The 20,571-nt window shown below is 61.2% G+C and carries 18 protein-coding genes; 11 read left to right on the top strand and 7 right to left on the bottom strand.

The genetic code is table 11. From position 1 onward, the window contains the following. The 7 genes from AC1Q8Q_RS01665 to AC1Q8Q_RS01635 form a co-directional block, all read right to left on the bottom strand. The coding region (locus AC1Q8Q_RS01665; RefSeq protein ID WP_492614759.1) for an aldehyde dehydrogenase family protein at positions 1-263 on the bottom strand (263 nt) is incomplete at its 3' end. A gap of 148 nt (positions 264-411) precedes the next feature. Further along, positions 412-1,221, bottom strand: coding sequence for an ABC transporter permease (locus AC1Q8Q_RS01660; RefSeq protein WP_020799670.1), 810 nt, complete (start codon positions 1,219-1,221; stop codon positions 412-414). Continuing rightward, a complete protein-coding gene (locus AC1Q8Q_RS01655; RefSeq protein WP_020799669.1) occupies positions 1,211-2,158 on the bottom strand; it encodes an ABC transporter permease in 948 nt (315 codons plus the stop codon). The genes AC1Q8Q_RS01660 and AC1Q8Q_RS01655 overlap by 11 nt, the downstream gene beginning before the upstream one ends. Before the next feature lies 1 nt (position 2,159). Continuing rightward, positions 2,160-3,197: an ABC transporter ATP-binding protein gene (locus AC1Q8Q_RS01650; protein WP_083348306.1), complete on the bottom strand. Its 1,038-nt coding sequence runs from the start codon at positions 3,195-3,197 to the stop codon at positions 2,160-2,162. 192 nt (positions 3,198-3,389) lie between these two features. Continuing rightward, on the bottom strand, positions 3,390-4,544 hold the full coding sequence (ydcS, locus tag AC1Q8Q_RS01645) for a putative ABC transporter substrate-binding protein YdcS (RefSeq protein ID WP_489327505.1): 1,155 nt from the start codon (positions 4,542-4,544) through the stop codon (positions 3,390-3,392). Positions 4,545-4,627: 83 nt separating this feature from the next. After that, complete coding sequence (locus tag AC1Q8Q_RS01640; RefSeq protein WP_008058707.1) at positions 4,628-6,085, bottom strand: gamma-aminobutyraldehyde dehydrogenase; 1,458 nt, start codon at positions 6,083-6,085, stop codon at positions 4,628-4,630. A gap of 131 nt (positions 6,086-6,216) precedes the next feature. Beyond that, a complete protein-coding gene (locus AC1Q8Q_RS01635) occupies positions 6,217-7,131 on the bottom strand; it encodes a LysR family transcriptional regulator (protein ID WP_020799666.1) in 915 nt (304 codons plus the stop codon). Positions 7,132-7,336: 205 nt separating this feature from the next. On the opposite strand from AC1Q8Q_RS01635, the gene AC1Q8Q_RS01630 reads away from it, so the two are divergent. From AC1Q8Q_RS01630 to AC1Q8Q_RS01580, 11 genes are all read left to right on the top strand, one after another. Beyond that, entirely contained in the window at positions 7,337-8,020 is a 684-nt protein-coding gene (locus AC1Q8Q_RS01630; protein ID WP_168757303.1) for a tellurite resistance TerB family protein, read from the top strand. Between the two features lie 205 nt (positions 8,021-8,225). Further along, positions 8,226-9,848 carry a methyl-accepting chemotaxis protein gene (locus AC1Q8Q_RS01625; protein ID WP_083348309.1) on the top strand — a complete coding sequence of 541 codons (1,623 nt, stop codon included), beginning with the start codon at positions 8,226-8,228 and terminating at the stop codon, positions 9,846-9,848. Further along, on the top strand, positions 9,848-10,384 hold the full coding sequence (locus AC1Q8Q_RS01620; protein WP_020799663.1) for a chemotaxis protein CheW: 537 nt from the start codon (positions 9,848-9,850) through the stop codon (positions 10,382-10,384). Before AC1Q8Q_RS01625 ends, AC1Q8Q_RS01620 begins: the two co-directional genes overlap by 1 nt. Beyond that, a complete protein-coding gene (locus AC1Q8Q_RS01615) occupies positions 10,381-11,652 on the top strand; it encodes a CheR family methyltransferase (RefSeq protein WP_033043255.1) in 1,272 nt (423 codons plus the stop codon). The genes AC1Q8Q_RS01620 and AC1Q8Q_RS01615 overlap by 4 nt, the downstream gene beginning before the upstream one ends. Beyond that, complete coding sequence (locus AC1Q8Q_RS01610) at positions 11,649-12,332, top strand: chemotaxis protein CheW (RefSeq protein WP_033043256.1); 684 nt, start codon at positions 11,649-11,651, stop codon at positions 12,330-12,332. Before AC1Q8Q_RS01615 ends, AC1Q8Q_RS01610 begins: the two co-directional genes overlap by 4 nt. After that, on the top strand, positions 12,329-14,614 hold the full coding sequence (locus AC1Q8Q_RS01605) for a hybrid sensor histidine kinase/response regulator (protein ID WP_492614758.1): 2,286 nt from the start codon (positions 12,329-12,331) through the stop codon (positions 14,612-14,614). The genes AC1Q8Q_RS01610 and AC1Q8Q_RS01605 overlap by 4 nt, the downstream gene beginning before the upstream one ends. After that, a complete protein-coding gene (locus AC1Q8Q_RS01600; protein WP_432669059.1) occupies positions 14,611-15,621 on the top strand; it encodes a chemotaxis response regulator protein-glutamate methylesterase in 1,011 nt (336 codons plus the stop codon). Before AC1Q8Q_RS01605 ends, AC1Q8Q_RS01600 begins: the two co-directional genes overlap by 4 nt. Positions 15,622-15,668: 47 nt before the next feature. Next, entirely contained in the window at positions 15,669-16,670 is a 1,002-nt protein-coding gene (locus AC1Q8Q_RS01595) for a response regulator (RefSeq protein WP_168757308.1), read from the top strand. A 234-nt stretch (positions 16,671-16,904) separates the two neighbouring features. Then, positions 16,905-18,000 (top strand): peptide chain release factor 2 gene (gene prfB, locus AC1Q8Q_RS01590; protein WP_098465888.1). Its coding sequence is split into 2 segments (ribosomal slippage): positions 16,905-16,976 and positions 16,978-18,000, totalling 1,095 coding nucleotides; the frame shifts between segments, so codons are not numbered across the junction. A 106-nt stretch (positions 18,001-18,106) separates the two neighbouring features. Next, a complete protein-coding gene (gene lysS, locus AC1Q8Q_RS01585; protein ID WP_033043263.1) occupies positions 18,107-19,609 on the top strand; it encodes a lysine--tRNA ligase in 1,503 nt (500 codons plus the stop codon). Between the two features lie 98 nt (positions 19,610-19,707). Beyond that, positions 19,708-20,424, top strand: a complete 717-nt coding sequence (locus AC1Q8Q_RS01580; RefSeq protein WP_020799654.1) for a TetR/AcrR family transcriptional regulator — start codon at positions 19,708-19,710, stop codon at positions 20,422-20,424. Positions 20,425-20,571: the final 147 nt, after the last annotated feature.

Raw genomic sequence — 20,571 nt, 5'->3', positions numbered from 1 at the left:
TTGTCCGATTCGAGCTTGGCCAGCTCTTCGCCGTGGGCCTCGATGGCGTCGGCGAGTTTGAGCAGCAGCAGCGAACGCTCCTTGGGCGGAGTCTGCGACCAGCTGTCGAACGCGGCATCGGCGGCGCGCACGGCGGCATCGACCTGGGCTTCGCTGGCCTCGTTGATTTCCACCAGCACGCGCCCTAGCGCCGGGTTGAACACCGGTTGGGCGGGGCCTTCGCCGGTGAGCAGTTGGCCGTTGATCAAGAGTTGGGTTTGCATGACATCGTCCTCTTCAAAGCTAATTATTTTTATCTGCAGAAACCGGCCCCTGTAGGAGCTGCCGCAGGCTGCGATCCTTTGATCTTGATCTTCAAAAGCAAGATCAAAGGATCGCAGCCTGCGGCAGCTCCTACAGGTTTGTAATCAGTTACTTCCCGCCGCTACCGGCCACGCTCTCACCCCCCCGGGTCAGGTAATAGGCACCGAGGATCGGCAGCATCGTCACCATCATCACTAGCATCGCCACGACGTTGGTCACCGGCACGTCCCGTGGGCGGCTGAGCTGGTTGAGCAGCCATAGCGGCAGGGTGCGTTCATGGCCGGCGGTGAAGGTGGTGACGATGATCTCGTCGAACGACAGCGCGAACGCCAACATGCCGCCGGCCAGCAGCGCCGAGCCGAGGTTCGGCAGGATGATGTAGCGGAAGGTCTGCCAGCCATCGGCGCCGAGGTCCATCGAGGCTTCGATCAGGCTGTGGGAGGTACGGCGCAAGCGGGCGATGACGTTGTTGTAGACGATCACCACGCAGAAGGTCGCGTGGCCGACGATGATGGTGAACATCCCCGGCTCGATGCCCAGTGTCTTGAACGTCGCCAGCAATGCGATACCGGTGATGATCCCCGGCAGGGCAATCGGCAGGATCAGCATCAACGAGATACCTTGCTTGCCGAAAAAGTCCCGTCGGTACAGCGCCGCCGACGCCAGCGTGCCAAGCACCATGGCAATCAACGTGGCAATGGCCGCGATCTGCAGCGACAACTTGATCGCTTCCAGTACGTCGGGCCGTGAGAACGCCACGCCGATCCACTTCAGGGTGAAACCCTTGGGCGGGAAACTGAACGCCGCGTCTTCGGTGTTGAAGGCATACAGGAAGATGATCAGGATCGGGAAGTGCAGGAACACCAGCCCGCCCCAGGCGGCGATACGCAAGCCCAGGGATGCTTTGTCAGAGTGCATCGAAGGCCCCCAGTCGTTTGACGATGGACAGGTAGATGGCGATCAGCACGATCGGCACCAGGGTGAAGGCTGCAGCCATTGGCATGTTGCCGATCGCACCTTGTTGGGCATACACCATGCTGCCGACGAAGTAACCGGGCGGGCCGACCAGTTGTGGCACGATGAAATCGCCCAGGGTCAGGGAGAACGTGAAGATGGAGCCTGCCGCAATACCCGGCACCGACAGCGGCAGGATCACCTGCATGAAGGTCTGGCGCGGCTTGGCGCCGAGGTCGGCGGACGCTTGCAGCAGTGACGGTGGCAGGCGTTCCAGCGAGGCCTGGATCGGCAGGATCATGAAGGGCAGCCAGATGTAGACGAACACCATGAAGCGCCCCAGGTGCGAGGTCGACAAGGTACTGCCGCCGACCCCCGGGATGCCCAGCACAAACTGCAATAACGATTCAAGCCCCAGGTTCTGCACGAACCACTGTGCTACGCCGCCTTTGGCCAGCAGCAGCGTCCAGGCGTAGGCCTTGACGATGTAGCTGGCCCACATCGGCATCATTACGGCGATGTAGAAAAATGCCTTGGTTTTACCCGAGGTGTAGCGCGCCATGTAGTAGGCAATCGGGAAGGCGACGATGGCGCTGGCGATGGACACGACAATCGCCATGCTCAGGGTGCGCAGGATGATGTCGAAGTTCGATGGCTGGAACAGCGCGGCGAAGTTCGCCAGGGTCAGGTCAGGGGTGACCGCCATGGTGAAGTCGTCGAAGGTGTAGAAACCTTGCCACAGCAACGTCAGCAACGAACCCAGGTAAATGGCGCCGAACCACAGCAACGGCGGCACCAGCAGCATCGACAGGTACAGGTTCGGCCGGCGGTACAGCAGGTTGGAAAACCTGCGCAACGCCGAGCCGCCCGACGAGGAATGAGGAACAGCCAGGGTGCTCATGTCACACCCCGCCTGTCAGGGTGTCGTGCAGCGGGATCATCGCTTCACGGGCCCAGCGTGCGCTCAGGCGTTGCCCGGTCTGGTGCTGGGCGCTGGTGTCGAGCCATTGATTGTTGGCCTGGCTGATGTTCAAGGTCTGGCCGTTTTCCAGCTTCAATTCGTAGCGGGTGGCGCTGCCCTGGTATTGGATATCGTGCAGCAGGCCGCTGACTTCGATCTCATGGCTGGCCAACGGGCCTTCGGCGAAGCGCACGTGTTCCGGGCGAATCGAGAACGGCTGGGGATTGCCGCTCAACTGCTTCGCCAGGTCACCGCGAATCACGTTGGAAGTGCCGACGAATTCGGCGACGAAGGTGGTCGAAGGTTTCATGTACAGGTTGCGCGGCGAATCGACCTGTTCAATGCGACCCTTGTTGAACACGGCGACGCGGTCGGACATGGACAGCGCTTCGGTCTGGTCGTGGGTGACGAAAATGAAGGTGATGCCCAGCTGGCGTTGCAGCTTCTTCAATTCGCCTTGCATCTGCTCGCGCAACTTCAGGTCCAGCGCGCCGAGCGGTTCGTCGAGCAGCAACACCCGTGGGCGATTCACCAGGGCACGGGCCAGGGCCACACGCTGGCGCTGGCCACCGGAAAGTTGCACCGGCTTGCGCTCGCCGTAGCCGCCAAGGGCGACCATGTCGAGGGCTTCTTCGGCGCGCTTCAAGCGTTCGGCCTTGGCGACGCCTTTGACTTTCAAGCCGTAGGCGACGTTGTCGCGAACGTTCATGTGGGGGAACAGCGCGTAATCCTGGAACACGGTGTTCACATCACGCTGGTAAGGCGGAAGGCCGGCGGCTTCCTCGCCATGAATACGAATGGAACCCGCGCTCGGTTGTTCAAAACCGGCGATCAGGCGCAGGCAAGTGGTTTTGCCTGAGCCGGAAGGCCCCAGCATGGAGAAAAACTCGCCGTCCTGGATGTCGATGGAAACCCGGTCAACGGCTTTCACTTCGCCGAACTGACGGGAAACGTTGGTGAACTGGACTGCAAGCGTCATGGTGCGGTGCTCCAAAAAGGCGAAGGCCGTCGCAGCGGCCCTGCCTGGACTTCTGAAATCTTCATTGATGATCGTTCCCACGCTCCGCGTGGGAATGCAGCCCGTGACGCTCTGCGTCACCTCTGCGCGAATGGACGCGGAGCGTCCAGTGATGCATTCCCACGCAGAGCGTGGGAACGATCGGTGGATGTGTCAGCGACCGCCCATGATCGCGATGTAGTCCTGGGTCCAGCGGCTGTACGGCACGAATTTACCGCCCTCGGCCTGCGGGGTTTTCCAGAAGGCGATCTTGTCGAAGTTGTCGAAACCGTTGGTCTTGCAGCCTTCGGCGCCAAGCAGTTCGCTCTCTTTGCACGCCGCCGGTACCGCTGGCAACGAACCGAACCAAGCCGCCACGTCACCCTGGACTTTCGGTTGCAGCGACCAGTCCATCCACTTATAGGCACAGTTCGGGTGCTTGGCATCGGTGTGCATCATGGTGGTGTCGGCCCACCCGGTGGCGCCTTCTTTGGGGATGGTCGAGGCGATCGGCTGTTTCTCATTGATCAGGCCGTTGACCTGATACGGCCAGGCCCCGGACGCCACCACACCTTCATTCTTGAAGTCACTCATCTGTACGGTGGTGTCGTGCCAGTAGCGGTGGATCAACGGCTGCTGGGCGCGCAATAGATCGAGCACGGCCTTGTATTGCGCTTCGGTCAGTTCGTAGGGGTTCTGGATCCCCAGTTCCGGCTTGGCGGATTTCAGGTACAGCGCTGCGTCGGCGATGTAGATCGGACCGTCATAGGCCTGCACGCGGCCCTTGTTCGGCTTGCCGTCCGGCAGGTTCTGCGCGTTGAACAACACGCCCCAGCTGTCGGGCGCGGTCTTGAAGACGTTGGTGTTGTACATCAACACGTTCGGCCCCCACTGGTACGGGGTGCCGTAGGTCTGCTTGTTGACCACATACCACGGCGCATCCTTCAGGCGCGGATCGAGGTTCTTCCAGTTCGGGATCAACGCCGTGTTGATCGGCTGCACGCGCTTGCCGACGATCAGGCGCAGCGAGGCATCGCCCGACGCGGTCACCAGGTCATAACCACCCTTGGCCATCAGGCTGACCATCTCATCGGAGGTCGCAGCGGTTTTCACGTTGACCTTGCAGCCGGTTTCTTTCTCGAAACCGGTCACCCAGTCGTAGGCCTTGTCGCTTTCGCCACGTTCGATGTAGCCAGGCCACGCGACGATATCCAGCTGGCCTTCGCCGGCACCGACGGCCTTCAATGGCTCGGCGGCCTGGACAAACACGCTACTGGCCAGCAGTAAGGGGGTGATGGCACTGAGCAGTGCGGTCTTGTGCGCGAACATGGGGTTTCCCTCTTCTTCAAATTATGGTCGGGGCAGTGGTGAACGTGGTGAAGCATGCCGTTAACGGCTTGTTATTAGCGTAGTCAGAGATGCTGCCCGTGGCGTGCCATGATGTGCCGCACCACGCTGTAGTCCTGGAGTGAATCGCTGGACAGGTCCTTGCCATAACCCGAACGCTTGAGCCCGCCGTGGGGCATCTCGCTGACCAGCATGAAATGGCTGTTGATCCAGGTGCAGCCATACTGCAACCGCGCGGCAACCTGCATCGCCTTGTCCAGGTTCTGCGTCCAGACCGACGAGGCCAGGCCGTATTCCGAGTCGTTGGCCCAATCCACCGCCTGTTCCAGCTGATCGAATCGGGTCACGGTGACCACCGGCCCGAACACTTCGCGCTGGACGATTTCATCGCCTTGCTTGCAACCGGCGAGCAACGTCGGTTGGTAATAGAAGCCGGCACCGGAATGCACCGCCGCGCCGGTCACCCGTTCGATATGCGGCTGGCCGAGGGCGCGTTCGACGAAACTGGCCACGCGGTCGCGCTGGCGGGTGCTGATCAACGGGCCGATTTCGTTGTCGGCATCGCGTTTACCGGCGAAACGCAGGCTGCTGACCGCCGCGCCGAGTTCGGCCACCAGGCGATCGTGAATGCCGGCCTGGGCGTACACCCGGCAAGCGGCGGTGCAATCCTGCCCGGCGTTGTAGTAGCCGTAGGTGCGCACGCCTTCGACCACCGCCTGGATGTCGGCATCGTTGCAGACAATCACGGGGGCTTTGCCGCCCAGTTCGAGGTGCGTACGCTTGAGGGTCTTTGCCGCGGCCTGGAGGATTTTCTGCCCGGTGACGATATCGCCGGTCAGCGACACCATGCGCACCTTGGGGTGGCTGACCAGATGACTGCCGACGCCTTCGCCGCCACCGCAAACAATGTTGATCACGCCGGGCGGCAGGATCTCGGCCAGCGCCGGGGCCAACGCCAGGATCGACAGGGGCGTGTGCTCCGAGGGCTTGAACACCAAGGTATTGCCGGCGGCCAGGGCCGGGGCGATTTTCCACGCCGCCATCATGATCGGGTAATTCCACGGCGCAATCGATGCAACCACGCCAATCGGATCGCGCCGCACCATGCTGGTGTAGCCCGGCAGGTACTCGCCGCTGAGCTGGCCGGTCTGGCAGCGCACGGCGCCAGCGAAAAAACGGAACACATCGACCGTGGCGCTCAGGTCGTCCTGACGCGCCAGATGCAACGGCTTGCCACAATTGAGGGATTCGAGGCGGGCGAGCAGGTCGGCGTTTTTTTCGATGGCGTTGGCGATATCGAGCAACAGGTTCGAGCGTTGCTGCGGCGTGGTCCGCGACCAGCCGGCGAAGGCGCGGTGCGCGGCGAGAATAGCGGCTTCGACTTGTTCGGTGCTGGCTTCGGCGATGTGCGTCAACACTTCGCCGGTGGCCGGGTTGAGGATCGCCTCGACACGGCCTTGCCCTGCGACTAATTCACCTTCGATCAACAATGCGGTGAACAACGGGGTCTGTGCGCCAGCCATTCTTCGGGTTCTCTTTTCTTGTGTGGCCATGCTGCTCCCTGTGACTGGGGCTGGCCGTCTTATATACATATGACAAGACTAGTGCGCAGACCCGAGGTCGACAAATTCTAAATACTGAAGGTGGCGTTCGATTAAATAGATGGCTTGCGCCCGCCGTGGGGTTGCTCGCGAGCGACGGTCAGGAACGGGTCCACCAAGGCCGGGCGCGCAGTGCCGCGGCGCCAGGCCAGGCCGACATCGAGGGTCTGGCTCAGGTCGGCAATCGGCCGCGCTTCAATGATGTCGCCCTCCAGCGACCACGGGCGATAAGTCATGTCGGGCTGGATCGAAACACCCAGCCCGGCCGCCACCAGGCTACGCACCGCTTCGGTCGAGGCCGTGCGCAGGGTGATGCGTGGTTGCAGGGAAGCGGCTGTCCACATGCGCTGGGCGTTGCGATCCATTTCATCGACGTTCAATTGAATCAGCGGCTCGCGGGCCACGTCGGCGAGGTTGATGCTGTCGTGTTCCAGCAGCGGATGCTGGGCCGGCAACCACAGTCGATGGGGTGAATGGGTCAGCACTTCGGTCTGCAAGGCGTGACGGTCTTCAAGGTTGGAAAGGATCAGCACCCCTACATCGATCTCGCCGCTGACCAGCAAATGTTCGATGTAGGGGCGTTCGTCTTCCATCACGCGGATTTCGACGTTGGGGTAGGCGCGCTGGAAACGCGTGAGCAGGTCCGCCAGGTAGTAACCGGCGACCAGGCTGGTCACGCCGACGATCAATTGCCCGGCCACCTGGTCGGTGCTTTGTTGCAGGCTGCGCTTGGCATTGTCCACGGTGGCCAGGATCAAATGCGCCTGGCGCAGGAACTGATGCCCCTGATGGGTCAGGGTCATGCCCTTGGCGTGGCGATTGAACAGGCCAACGCCGATCTCCTGCTCGAGCTGCTGGATCGCCAGGGTCAGGGTGGATTGTGAAATGAACGCGGTTTGCGCGGCGGCAGAGATCGAACCGGTCTCGGCCACCGCAATGAAGTGCCGGATTTGACGCAGGGTCATCATGAGGCCGTACCAGGTAAGCGGTTTTTATAGATTTTATGCAGTGTATATCTTTTTTTTCGATGGGCTTCTGGGCAGTAATGGGACAAGCACTGGCAGGAGCTCTTTCCCAGCAACATCTGGAAGCAAACTCACCGGGGGCGCCGGGCACTTTCGATTTAGGCTGATGGCCTTAGTGTCCGGTTAAACCCTTTTGTGGAGGCGGAAAATGATCACCCGTGGATTGCTCGACCAACTGCTCAAGTCTGGCCAGGATCTGTTGCAAAAAAATACCGGTGCGGCGCAGAACAAGGGGGCGAGCAGTGGCATCGGCAGCTTGCTCTCCGGTGCGGGCGGCGGGGCCCTCGCCGCTGGGGCCATGGGCCTGCTGCTGGGTAACAAGAAGGCGCGCAAGGTCGGAGGCAAGGTCGCGGTTTATGGCGGCCTCGCCGCATTGGGCGTGCTGGCCTACAAAGCCTACGGCAACTGGCAAGCCCAGCAGGGCACGGCCCCGAAGACCGAACCGCAAACCCTGGATCGCCTGCCAATGGCGCAAGCCGAGCAGCACAGCCAGGCGATTCTCAAGGCCCTGGTGGCCGCGGCCAAGGCAGACGGTCATATTGACGCGCGCGAACGCGAGCTGATCGAAGGTGAGTTCAGCAAGCTCGACAACGATCAGGAGCTGCAACACTGGCTTCACGCGGAACTGAACAAGCCACTGGATCCGACCGATGTCGCCCGCGCCGCCAGCACCCCGGAAATGGCTGCCGAGATGTACATCGCCAGTGTGATGCTGGTGGATGAGGAGAGCTTCATGGAGAAGTCCTACCTCGATGAGCTGGCGCGGCAACTCAAGTTGGCGCCAGGGTTGAAGGTCGAACTGGAGAAGCAGGTGCGCCAGGCTTCGATGTAAGCCTTCAAAGATCGCAGCCTGCGGCAGCTCCTACAAGGGATCGGCGTGCACCTGTAGGAGCTGCCGCAGGCTGCGATCTTTTGACTATAAACCGACCACTTCGATTTTTTTTGCCAAGAGATGAGAAGTGGCGCAACCGTCTTATAAATGAAACAGCGCCCTCGGCTATACTCCCCGCATTTCAAAATGGCCCCGAGGATTGACTGTGAAGAACTGGACGTTGCGCCAACGCATTTTGGCGAGCTTTGCGGTAATTATCGCCATCATGTTGCTGATGGTGGTCGTCTCGTATTCGCGCTTGTTGAAGATCGAGACCAGCGAAGCCAGCGTTCGTGAGGATGCGCTGCCGGGCTTGTATTACAGCTCGATGGTCCGCGGCGCCTGGTCCGACAGTTACTTGCGGATGTTGGAGATGCTCGGGCTGGAGCAGGGACAGGGCTTCACCGCCAAGGATGCCTCGGATTTCAAGGATTTCTCCGCGCGCTTGCAAGAGCAGATGGAGCTTTATCGCGCCACGGTGACGACGGATGAAGACAAGGTCGAATATGCCGCGTTTGAAAAACTCCACGCGGACTACCACCGCATCCTGCTCGCCGTTACGGATTTGCATAAACGCAACCAGGACGCCGAAGCCATCAGGATGTTCAACGAAGAGCTGACCCCCGTCTGGACAGCGGGTCGAATGAAGCTCAGTGATATTCTGCGCCACAACAAAGCAGTGGCAGACCAGGCTGTGGCGGCCATCGACGATGCGGTACTCACCGCCAAGATCATCATGGGTATTTCCCTGGTGTTCGCGGTATTGGCCGCCGGCCTTTGCGGCCTGCTGCTGATGCGCGCCATCATGGCGCCGATGAATCGCATCGTGCAAATCCTCGAAATCATGCGCACGGGCGATCTGAGCTCGCGTCTCAATCTTGAGCGCAAGGACGAATTCGGTGCCGTGGAAACCGGCTTCAACGACATGATGACCGAGCTGACCGCCCTGGTGTCCCAGGCCCAGCGCTCGTCGGTGCAAGTGACCACATCGGTCACCGAGATCGCCGCGACGTCCAAGCAACAGCAGGCCACCGCCACCGAAACGGCCGCGACCACCACTGAAATCGGCGCGACTTCCCGGGAAATCGCCGCTACGTCTCGTGACCTGGTACGCACCATGACCGAAGTGTCCACCGCCGCCGACCAGGCTTCGGTGGCCGCCGGTTCCGGGCAACAGGGCCTGGCGCGCATGGAAGAGACCATGCATTCGGTGATGGGCGCGGCCGACCTGGTCAACGCCAAGCTGGCGATCCTCAACGAGAAGGCCGGCAACATTAACCAGGTGGTGGTCACCATCGTCAAGGTCGCCGATCAGACCAACCTGTTGTCGCTCAACGCGGCTATCGAAGCCGAGAAGGCCGGCGAATACGGTCGAGGTTTTGCCGTGGTTGCGACTGAAGTCCGGCGTCTGGCGGACCAGACCGCCGTCGCCACCTACGACATCGAGCAGATGGTGCGCGAAATTCAATCGGCGGTGTCGGCCGGTGTGATGGGCATGGACAAATTCTCCGAGGAAGTGCGCCGCGGCATGTTCGAGGTGCAGCAGGTGGGCGAGCAGTTGTCGCAGATCATCCATCAGGTCCAGGCGCTGGCGCCGCGGGTGTTGATGGTCAACGAAGGCATGCAGGCCCAGGCCACCGGCGCCGAGCAGATCAACCACGCGCTGGTGCAATTGGGTGATGCCAGCAGCCAGACCGTCGAATCCCTGCGCCAGGCCAGCTTCGCCATCGACGAGCTGAGCCAGGTGGCGGTAGGGCTGCGTAGCGGCGTCTCGCGATTCAAAGTCTGATGAGCGAACTCACGGCCAAGCGCTCTGCCGTGAAACAGGCGGCGCACGCGTTATTCCTGGTGTTTCGCATCGGTCACGAGCGGTATGCCTTGCAGGCGATCGAGGTGGCGGAAGTGCTGTCGCGCCTGCCATTGAAGCCGATTGCCCAGGCGCCGCATTGGGTCGCCGGGGTATTGGCCTATCGTGGCGCGGTGGTGCCGGTCATCGACCTCAGTGCATTGACCTTCGGCACGCCCGCGCAGGCGCGCACCAGCACGCGCCTGGTGCTGGTGCATTACCGGCCGGATGCAACCGCCCAGGCGCAATTACTCGGTCTGATTCTGGAACGGGCCACCGACACCGTGCGTTGCAATCCGGCGGAATTTCAGCCCTATGGCCTGGACAATCCACAGGCGCCGTACCTGGGGCCCGTACGTGAAGATGCCCAGGGTTTGTTGCAATGGGTGCGGGTGGCCGACCTGCTGGACGATCAGGTCCGTGCGCTGTTGTACCCGACGCCACCCCTTGACCCGGCATTGCTGGAGCAGTGGCAATGAGTAGCGACCAGCGGTTTTTCGATTTTCTCAAGGAGCGTATCGGCCTCGACGTGACGTCGGTCGGCCCGGCGATCATCGAGCGTGCGGTACGCCAACGCAGTGCCGCGTCCCAAGCGCAGACGGCCGACGAATATTGGTGCACCTTGCAGTGTTCAAGCGACGAGCAGCAGGCGTTGATCGAAGCGGTGATCGTCCCTGAAACCTGGTTTTTCCGTTACCCGGAATCTTTCACCACCCTGGCGAAACTGGCGAGCAGGCGCCTGGCCGAGCTCAACAACATGCGCGCCCTGCGGATTCTGAGCCTGCCGTGCTCCACCGGCGAAGAGCCTTATTCCATTGCCATGGCGCTGCTGGATGCCGGGTTCAAGCCGCACCAGTTCAAGGTCGATGGCATGGACGTCAGCCCTTTGTCGGTGGAAAAAGCCCGACGAGCGCTATACGGCAAGAATTCGTTTCGCGGTCAGGACATTGCGTTTCGTGACCGCCATTTCAGCGCCGAAAACGACGGCTATCGACTCAGCGCCCCGGTACTGGAGCAAGTGCGCCTGCAGGTCGGCAATCTGCTCGATCCGACCTTGCTCGCCAGCGAGCCACCCTTTGACTTCGTGTTCTGCCGCAATCTGCTGATCTACTTCGATCTGCCAACACAGAAACAGGTTTTCGAGGTACTCAAGCGCTTGACCCATGTTGATGGGGTACTGTTTATCGGCCCGGCGGAGGGCAGTCTGCTGGGGCGCCTGGGCATGCGTTCGATTGGCATCCCACAATCCTTTGCCTTCAGTCGCCATAGCGCTCCTGAGCCCGAGCCGCTGCCGGCATTCGTACCCACACCGTTGCCGGTGCCGCAACCCGTGCGCAGGGTCGCGCCGATGCCGACTCAACGGCGCCCGTTCGCCAGCGTCAATCAGGTATCGCACTCGGTCGCACCAAGCACATCCGACGCCGCCGCGCTGCTGGCGAACGTCGCCGCGCTGGCCAACGAAGGCAAAAGCGCCGAAGCCCGTGCCGCTTGTGATAACTATCTACGCCACCACGAACCGGTGGCCCAGGTGTTTTATTGGCTGGGGCTGCTCAGCGATGTCGCCGGTAGCGTCCTCGAGGCCCAGGGTTTTTATCGCAAGGCGTTGTACCTCGACCCGCAACATGCCGATGCGTTGATGCACTTGGCCGCCTTGCTGCAATCCCAGGGGGATACCGCGGGAGCCAGACGATTGCAGGATCGCGCCGCCCGCAGCGAGCGCGCCGCCGACAGTGAGCGTAAACGATGATCGCCTCCGACTCCTTGAACGTCACCCATGAAGATGCCCAGTCCATCGACGACTGCTGGAATCGCATTGGCATTCACGGCGACAAGTCCTGCCCGCTGCTGAGCGAACACATTCACTGCCGTAATTGCGCGGTGTATTCGGCGGCCGCCACGCGCCTGCTGGATCGCTACGCGTTGCAGCAGGAGGAACGCGCGTCAGCGTCCATTGCCGTCGAAAGCGAGGTGAAAACCCGTTCGCTGCTGATGTTCCGCCTCGGCGAAGAATGGCTGGCGCTGGCCACTCGCAGCCTGGTCGAAGTGGCGCCGTTGCAAACCATTCATTCATTGCCCCATCAACGCTCCCGGGCCTTGCTAGGGGTGGCGAATGTACGGGGTGCGTTGGTGGCGTGCCTCTCTCTGGTCGAGTTGCTGGGTCTCGATAGCACCAGCAGCGTTGCCAGCGGCGCGCGAGTCGTGCCGCGCATGCTGATCATCGCCGCCCACGGCGGTCCCGTGGTGGTGCCGGTAGACGAAGTGGACGGAATACATGCCATCGACGAACGCATCCTCGAAGCGGCGTCCCGCTCTGGCGCGCAGGCCAGTGCCAAGTACACCCGTGGCGTGATGCAATTCAAAGGTCGCAGCCTGCGCTGGCTGGATGAAGATCAGCTGATGTCCGCCGTGACCCGGAGCCTCACATGACCCCCGAGCAAATGCGCGACTCTTCGTTGCTGGAGCTGTTCAGCCTGGAAGCCGAGGCCCAGACCCAGGTGCTGAGCGCAGGTTTGTTGGCGCTGGAACGTGATCCGACCCAGGCTGATCATCTCGAATCGTGCATGCGTGCGGCACATTCGCTAAAAGGCGCGGCCCGGATCGTCGGCGTCGATGCTGGCGTCAGCGTTGCCCATGTCATGGAAGATTGCCTGGTCAGTGCCCAGGAAGGGCGCTTGTACCTGCGCCCGGAACACATTGATGCGTTGCTGCAAGGCACCGACCTGCTGATGCGCATCGCGACACCGAACAATGCGCCGGGCGCTGCGGACATCGAAGCGTATGTCGCATTGATGGGGCGCTTGCTCGATCCAATGGCTGCTGCGATACCGAGCATGACCCCCGCCGCGCTGGTGATGGCCGAGCTGCACGTTGAAGCGCCCGCACCCGCGATCGAAGAGCCGGCGGTGCCCGTCGAATCGCTGGCGGTATCGCCCAAGCTGGCCAGGCGTACCACCGAAAACGGCGAGCGCGTACTGCGCGTCACTGCCGAGCGCTTGAACAGTCTGCTCGATCTGTCGAGTAAATCCCTGGTGGAAACCCTGCGGCTCAAACCGCACCTGGCCACCATGCAGCGGCTCAAGCGCATGCAGAGCAACAGTCAGCGGGCGCTGGAAAACCTCAACGTCCATCTCAAGGAGCAAGTCCTGAGCCTCGAAGCCCGGGAAGCCCTCGACGATGCACGCCGGCTCCTGGCGGAGTCCCAGCAATTGCTGGTGGAAAAAAACGCCGAACTGGATGAGTTTGCCTGGCAGGCCAGCCAGCGCGCGCAGGTGTTGTACGACACCGCCCTGGCTTGTCGCATGCGGCCGTTCGCCGATGTCTTGACGGGGCAGGTGCGGATGGTCCGCGACCTCGGTCGTAGCCTCGGCAAGCAAGTGCGGCTGGAGATCGAGGGCGAAAAGACCCAGGTCGATCGCGACGTCCTGGAAAAACTCGAAGCACCACTGACTCACTTGCTGCGCAATGCCGTCGATCACGGTATCGAAAGCCCGGAACAAAGGCTGTTGGCGGGTAAGCCAGCAGAGGGCCTGATTCGTCTGCGCGCGTCCCATCAGGCCGGGTTGCTGGTGCTGCAACTGAGCGATGACGGTAACGGGGTCGATCTGGAAAAGGTCCGTCGCAGCATCGTCGAACGCCAGTTATCCCCGGCCGATACCGCCGCGCAATTGAGTGAAGAGGAACTGCTGACCTTCCTTTTCCTGCCCGGCTTCAGTCTGCGCGACACTGTCACCGAAGTCTCCGGGCGCGGCGTTGGCCTGGATGCGGTGCAGCACATGGTTCGCCAGTTGCGCGGTGCGGTGGTGCTGGAGCAGACGGCGGGCGAGGGCAGTCGTTTCCATCTCGAGGTGCCCCTGACCCTGTCCGTGGTGCGCAGCCTGGTGGTGGAAGTCGGTGAAGAGGCTTATGCCTTCCCGCTGGCCCACATTGAACGCATGTGTGATCTGGAGCCGGCGGATATCGTTCAGGTCGAGGGCCGCCAGCATTTTTGGCATGAAGGCCGGCATGTCGGGCTGGTCGCCGCCAGTCAACTGTTGCAGCGTCCGGCCAGTCAAGGCAGCCAGCAAACCCTGAAAGTCGTGGTGATCCGCGAGCGTGATGCGATATATGGCATTGCGGTAGAACGCTTTATCGGCGAGCGGACATTGGTTGTATTGCCCCTGGATGAGCGCCTCGGCAAGGTCCAGGATATCTCCGCCGGCGCTCTGCTCGACGACGGTTCGGTGGTGTTGATCGTCGACGTCGAAGACATGCTGCGTTCGGTGGATAAATTGCTCAACACCGGGCGCCTGGAGCGCATTGCGCGCCACAGCAACCAGGTCGTCGCAGCAGCCCGCAAGCGAGTCCTGGTCGTCGATGACTCCCTGACCGTGCGTGAGCTGCAGCGCAAACTGCTGCTCAATCGAGGTTATGACGTGGCCGTGGCGGTCGACGGCATGGATGGCTGGAATGCCTTGCGTTCTGAAGATTTCGACCTGCTGATCACCGACATCGACATGCCGCGCATGGACGGCATCGAGCTGGTGTCGTTGTTGCGCCGGGACAATCGTCTGCAATCGCTGCCGGTGATGGTGGTGTCCTACAAGGATCGTGAAGAAGACCGTCGTCGTGGACTGGACGCCGGGGCCGACTATTATCTAGCCAAAGCCAGTTTTCACGACGATGCCTTGCTCGATGCAGTGGTTGAGCTCATAGGAGGAGCACGGGCATGAAGATCGCAATCGTCAATGACATGCCAATGGCCGTGGAAGCCTTGCGCCGGGCATTGGCTTTCGAGCCGACCCACCAGGTGATCTGGGTGGCGGGCAACGGCCGCGAGGCGGTGCAAAAGTGTGCCGAACAGACGCCAGACCTGATCCTGATGGATTTGATCATGCCGGTGATGGACGGAGTGGAGGCCACCCGGCGCATCATGGCTGAAACGCCCTGCGCGATCGTCATCGTCACCGTCGATCGCCAGCAGAACGTGCATCGGGTGTTCGAGGCCATGGGCCATGGCGCCCTGGATGTGGTCGACACGCCGGCCCTCGGTGCGGGTAATGCCCAGGAAGCGGCGGCACCGCTGTTACGCAAGATCATGAATATCGGCTGGCTGATCGGCGACAAGGGCAATCGGGAACGATTGGCACCGGATCCGACGCGCAGTTCGGGCCCACGCCAGAGCCTGATCGCCATCGGTTCATCCGCTGGCGGGCCGGCGGCTTTGGAATGCCTGCTCAAGGGATTGCCGCGGGATTTTTCCCCGGCCATCGTCTTGGTCCAACACGTTGACCAGGTATTTGCCGCTGGCATGGCGGAATGGCTCGGCAGCGCCAGCGGCCTGAACGTGCGCCTGGCCCAGGAGGGCGAACCGCCGCAAAGCGGCACCGTGCTGCTGGCGGGCACCAACCACCATATTCGTTTGTTGAAAAACGGCAAGCTGGCCTACACGGCCGAACCGGTCAACGAGATCTACAGGCCCTCTATCGATGTGTTTTTCGAGAGTGTGGCCAGTTACTGGAATGGCGATGCGGTTGGCGTTTTGTTAACCGGCATGGGGCGTGATGGGGCGCAAGGGCTTAAACTCATGCGCCAGCATGGCTACCTGACCATCGCACAAGATCAACAAAGCAGTGCGGTGTACGGCATGCCGAAGGCGGCAGCCGCCATCGATGCCGCCGTGGAAATACGCCCGCTGGAAAAGATAGCGCCACGATTGCTGGAGATATTCCCCAAGTGACCCTTTCAACCGCATTCCTGGCCCAAGTAGTATTCAGGTGAACGCACATGAATGATTTACAGCTCGACGACTTCAAGACTGACGAAAATGCCGCCATGGTGCTGTTGGTGGACGATCAGGCGATGATCGGCGAGGCCGTACGACGCGGTTTGTCGAACGAAGAAAACATCGACTTCCACTTTTGCGCCGACCCGCACCAGGCCATCGCCCATGCCGTGCGCATCAAGCCGACGGTGATCCTGCAGGACCTGGTCATGCCCGGCCTCGATGGCCTGAGCCTGGTGCGCGAATACCGCAACCACCCGGCGACCAGGGACATTCCGATCATCGTCCTGTCGACCAAGGAAGACCCGCTGATCAAGAGCGCGGCGTTCGCGGCCGGGGCCAACGACTACCTGGTCAAGCTGCCGGACAACATCGAGCTGGTGGCGCGCATTCGCTATCACTCGCGCTCCTACATGACGCTGCTGCAGCGTGATGCGGCCTACCGCGCCTTGCGGGTCAGCCAGCAACAGTTGCTCGACACCAACCTGGTGTTGCAACGCCTGATGAACTCCGACGGCCTGACCGGGCTGTCGAACCGTCGGCATTTCGATGAATACCTGGAACTCGAATGGCGCCGCTCGCTGCGTGAGCAGACCCAATTGTCGTTGCTGATGATCGATGTGGACTACTTCAAGACCTACAACGACACCTTCGGCCATCTGGAAGGCGACGAAGCCCTGCGCCAGGTCGCCGCGGCGATCCGCGACGCCAGCTCCCGACCTTCCGACCTCCCGGCCCGCTACGGCGGCGAAGAATTCGCCCTGGTACTGCCCAACACCTCGCAGGGCGGCGCGCGGCTGGTGGCGGAAAAACTGCGCATGACCGTGGCCGCGCTGAAGATCCCGCATATAGCCCCGACCGAAGGATCGAGCCTGACCATCAGCATCGGCCTGTCTACCATCATCCCGACATCTGGCAGCAATTGTCGTGAATTGATCTCGGCGGCGGACAAGGGGTTGTACCAGGCGAAGAACAACGGGCGTAATCAGGTGGGCATAGGCTGACCGACACAAAACACCCTGTGGCGAGGGGATTTATCCCCGCTGGGCTGCGAAGGGGCCCCAACAACGGGACTGCTGCACAGTCCAACGGGGATAAATCCCCTCGCCACAGGTGATCTCCACAGTTGCAGAGGGCGTAGGTGAACCCCGCCTTTTCGGCCAAGCGGACTGCCGTTTCCGGCCGTTTACCGTTATACTCGCCGGCTTTCAAAAGTTCGCCAACGAGTGCTGCCCGCCATGGAAATCAACCCGATCCTTAACACCATCAAGGACCTGTCCGAGCGCTCCGAAACTATTCGGGGGTATCTTTGACTACGATCAAAAGCATGAGCGCCTGACCGAGGTCAATCGCGAGCTTGAAGATCCGAGTGTCTGGAACAAACCTGAATACGCCCAGGAACTGGGCCGCGAGCGCGCTGCGCTGGCGCAGATCGTCGATACCCTCGACGAACTGAACACGGGTCTGGCCGATTGCCGCGACCTGCTGGACATGGCTGTCGAAGAAAACGACGAAGGCGCAGTGGGCGATGTCGTCGCCGAGCTGGCCCGTCTTGAGGAAAACCTCGCCAAGCTTGAATTCCGCCGCATGTTCAGCCATGAAATGGACCCGAACAACGCCTACCTGGATATCCAGGCCGGCTCCGGTGGTACCGAGGCCCAGGACTGGGCCAACATCCTGCTGCGCATGTACCTGCGCTGGGCTGACAAACGCGGTTTCGACGCCACCATCATGGAACTGTCGGCCGGTGAAGTCGCTGGCATCAAGGGCGCGACCGTGCACATCAAGGGTGAATACGCCTTTGGCTGGCTGCGTACCGAGATCGGCGTACATCGCCTGGTTCGCAAGAGCCCGTTCGACTCTGGCAACCGTCGTCACACTTCGTTCTCGGCGGTTTTTGTCTCGCCAGAGATCGATGACAAGGTGGAAATCGAGATCAACCCGGCGGACTTGCGGATCGACACCTATCGTTCCTCCGGTGCCGGTGGTCAGCACGTAAACACCACCGACTCGGCCGTACGTATCACCCACGTACCGACCAATACCGTGGTCAGCTGCCAGAACGAACGTTCCCAGCATGCCAACAAGGACACCGCCATGAAAATGCTGCGGGCCAAGTTGTATGAGCAGGAAATGCAGAAACGCAACGCCGCGTCCCAGGCGCTGGAAGACACCAAGTCGGATATCGGCTGGGGTCACCAGATCCGTTCTTATGTGCTCGATGCGTCGCGGATCAAGGATCTACGTACCAACATCGAACGCAGCGACTGCGACAAGGTGCTCGACGGCGATATCGACGAATACCTGGAAGCCAGCCTGAAATCAGGGCTGTAAGACATGCAATACGGGATCGGTCCCGATCCCTGTAGGAGCCGGCTTGCTGGCGATCCCCGGGCCGCAGGCCCGGGGGCAACGAACCTGTGATGGAATATTTAAAGACATGAGCGACCTAGAACTCGACCCGCAAGCCCTGCAACAGGAAGAAAACTCCCTGATCGCCCTGCGCAAGGAAAAGCTTGCTGCCGAGCGCGCCAAGGGCAATGCCTTCCCCAACGACTTCCGCCGCGAAAACTACTGCAATGACTTGCAGAAACAGTACGCGGACAAGACCAAGGAAGAGCTGGCAGAGGCTGCAATCCCGGTCAAGGTTGCCGGTCGCATCATGCTCAACCGTGGCTCGTTCATGGTGATCCAGGACATGACCGGTCGCATCCAGGTCTACGTCAACCGCAAGACCCTGTCCGAAGACACCCTGGCCGCGGTGAAAACCTGGGACATGGGCGACATCATTGCTGCCGAGGGCACCCTGGCCCGTTCCGGCAAAGGTGACCTGTACGTTGAAATGACCAACGTGCGCCTGCTGACCAAGTCCCTGCGCCCGCTGCCGGACAAGCACCACGGCCTGACCGACACCGAACAGCGCTATCGCCAGCGTTACGTTGACCTGATCGTCAACGAAGACGTGCGCCAGACGTTCCGCGTACGTTCGCAAGTGATCGCGCACATTCGCAGCTTCCTGATGAAGCGCGACTTCCTCGAAGTCGAAACGCCGATGCTGCAGACCATTCCTGGCGGTGCCGCGGCCAAGCCGTTCGAAACCCACCACAACGCGCTGGACATGGAAATGTTCCTGCGTATCGCGCCAGAGCTGTACCTGAAGCGTCTGGTGGTTGGTGGCTTCGAAAAAGTGTTCGAGATCAACCGCAACTTCCGTAACGAAGGCGTTTCGACTCGTCACAACCCTGAATTCACCATGTTGGAGTTCTACCAGGCCTACGCCGACTACGAAGACAACATGGACCTGACCGAAGAACTGTTCCGCGAGCTGGCACAGCTGGTCCTGGGCAGCACCGACGTGCCGTACGGCGACAAGGTGTTCCACTTCGGCGAGCCGTTCGTGCGCCTGTCGGTGTTCGACTCGATCCTCAAGTACAACCCTGAGCTGACCGCCGATGACCTGAACGACATCGACAAGGCTCGCGCCATCGCCAAGAAGGCCGGCGCCAAGGTGCTGGGCTTCGAAGGCCTGGGCAAGCTGCAGGTGATGATTTTCGAAGAACTGGTCGAGCACAAGCTGGAGCAGCCGCACTTCATTACCCAGTACCCGTTCGAAGTATCGCCGTTGGCTCGCCGCAACGACGAGAACCCGAATGTCACCGACCGCTTCGAGCTGTTCATCGGTGGTCGTGAAATCGCCAACGCCTACTCCGAGTTGAACGACGCGGAAGACCAGGCCGAGCGTTTCATGGCCCAGGTGGCCGACAAGGACGCCGGCGACGACGAAGCCATGCACTACGACGCCGACTTCGTGCGCGCGCTGGAGTACGGCATGCCACCGACGGCCGGTGAAGGCATCGGCATCGACCGCCTGGTGATGTTGTTGACCAACTCCCCGTCGATCCGCGACGTGATCCTGTTCCCGCACATGCGGCCACAAGCGTAAGTGTTTCAATAAAAAGCCGCCTCTTCAGGCGGCTTTTTATTGCCTGTCTGGTACAAACGTATCAACTTGTTAGTTTCATCTGAGAGGAAAGACCTGTCGTGAATCGTGCAATGGCTCAAGAAGGTGCAGCGGGTATCGCCACTGCGGTTGCTGAAAGTGTTCAGTACCAGGGCCGCAAGGCCAGCCGGCAGGGCAGCGAGCAACGTCGACAGGACATTCTCGATGCCGCGATGCGCATTGTCGTGCGCGATGGCGTACGGGCCGTAAGGCATCGTGCGGTGGCTGCCGAGGCGCAAGTGCCCTTATCGGCGACCACTTACTACTTCAAGGATATCGATGACCTGCTCACCGATACCTTCGCCCAGTATGTGGAGCGCAGCGCGGCCTACATGGCCAAGCTGTGGGTGAATAACGAGGGCCTGCTGCGCGACATGATCGCCAGTGGCGACGGCAGTGCGCAGGCTCGTTCAAAACTGGCGGACGACATTGCGCGGTTGATGACCGACTATGTGCACCGGCAACTGATCACCCGTCGTGAGCACTTGATGGCCGAGCAGGCGTTCCGCCAGGAAGCGCTGCTGAACCCGCGCCTGGCCGAGTTGGTGCGCTCCCATCAGCAAATCCTGTTGCAGGGTTCCTGCCAGCTTTTCCAGGTGCTGGGTTCTCGCGAACCACAACAGGACGCCAAAGTGTTGACGGCGATAATCGGACGGATGGAATATCAGGGCCTGCTCAACGACGCCGAACCGGACGCCGAAGAGGAGATGCTGGGCATACTGACGCGTTATATGCATTTGGTGCTGGCTTCGGTATAACGCGCCCCCCGTACCGATCGTTCCCACGCTCCGCGTGGGAATGCCGCCCGGGACGCTCTGCGTCCCTTGCCGGTGTGACGCAGAGCGTCACTGGATGCATTCCCACGCGGAGCGTGGGAACGATCAGCGTGGACAAGTCATCGTGTG

Source organism: Pseudomonas sp. GW823-FHT06B06, from assembly GCF_058795195.1.
This window is presented reverse-complemented; position numbering and strand designations above follow the sequence as displayed.

What these genes read in the sequence shown, in the direction of transcription:
- AC1Q8Q_RS01660 (WP_020799670.1), bottom strand. Translation starts at nt 1,221, where the DNA reads ATGCACTCTGACAAAGCATCCCTGGGCTTGCGTATCGCCGCCTGGGGC.
- AC1Q8Q_RS01655 (WP_020799669.1), bottom strand. Translation starts at nt 2,158, where the DNA reads ATGAGCACCCTGGCTGTTCCTCATTCCTCGTCGGGCGGCTCGGCGTTG.
- AC1Q8Q_RS01650 (WP_083348306.1), bottom strand. Translation starts at nt 3,197, where the DNA reads ATGACGCTTGCAGTCCAGTTCACCAACGTTTCCCGTCAGTTCGGCGAA.
- ydcS (WP_489327505.1), bottom strand. Translation starts at nt 4,544, where the DNA reads ATGTTCGCGCACAAGACCGCACTGCTCAGTGCCATCACCCCCTTACTG.
- AC1Q8Q_RS01640 (WP_008058707.1), bottom strand. Translation starts at nt 6,085, where the DNA reads ATGGCTGGCGCACAGACCCCGTTGTTCACCGCATTGTTGATCGAAGGT.
- AC1Q8Q_RS01635 (WP_020799666.1), bottom strand. Translation starts at nt 7,131, where the DNA reads ATGATGACCCTGCGTCAAATCCGGCACTTCATTGCGGTGGCCGAGACC.
- AC1Q8Q_RS01630 (WP_168757303.1), top strand. Translation starts at nt 7,337, where the DNA reads ATGATCACCCGTGGATTGCTCGACCAACTGCTCAAGTCTGGCCAGGAT.
- AC1Q8Q_RS01620 (WP_020799663.1), top strand. Translation starts at nt 9,848, where the DNA reads ATGAGCGAACTCACGGCCAAGCGCTCTGCCGTGAAACAGGCGGCGCAC.
- AC1Q8Q_RS01615 (WP_033043255.1), top strand. Translation starts at nt 10,381, where the DNA reads ATGAGTAGCGACCAGCGGTTTTTCGATTTTCTCAAGGAGCGTATCGGC.
- AC1Q8Q_RS01610 (WP_033043256.1), top strand. Translation starts at nt 11,649, where the DNA reads ATGATCGCCTCCGACTCCTTGAACGTCACCCATGAAGATGCCCAGTCC.
- AC1Q8Q_RS01605 (WP_492614758.1), top strand. Translation starts at nt 12,329, where the DNA reads ATGACCCCCGAGCAAATGCGCGACTCTTCGTTGCTGGAGCTGTTCAGC.
- AC1Q8Q_RS01600 (WP_432669059.1), top strand. Translation starts at nt 14,611, where the DNA reads ATGAAGATCGCAATCGTCAATGACATGCCAATGGCCGTGGAAGCCTTG.
- AC1Q8Q_RS01595 (WP_168757308.1), top strand. Translation starts at nt 15,669, where the DNA reads ATGAATGATTTACAGCTCGACGACTTCAAGACTGACGAAAATGCCGCC.
- lysS (WP_033043263.1), top strand. Translation starts at nt 18,107, where the DNA reads ATGAGCGACCTAGAACTCGACCCGCAAGCCCTGCAACAGGAAGAAAAC.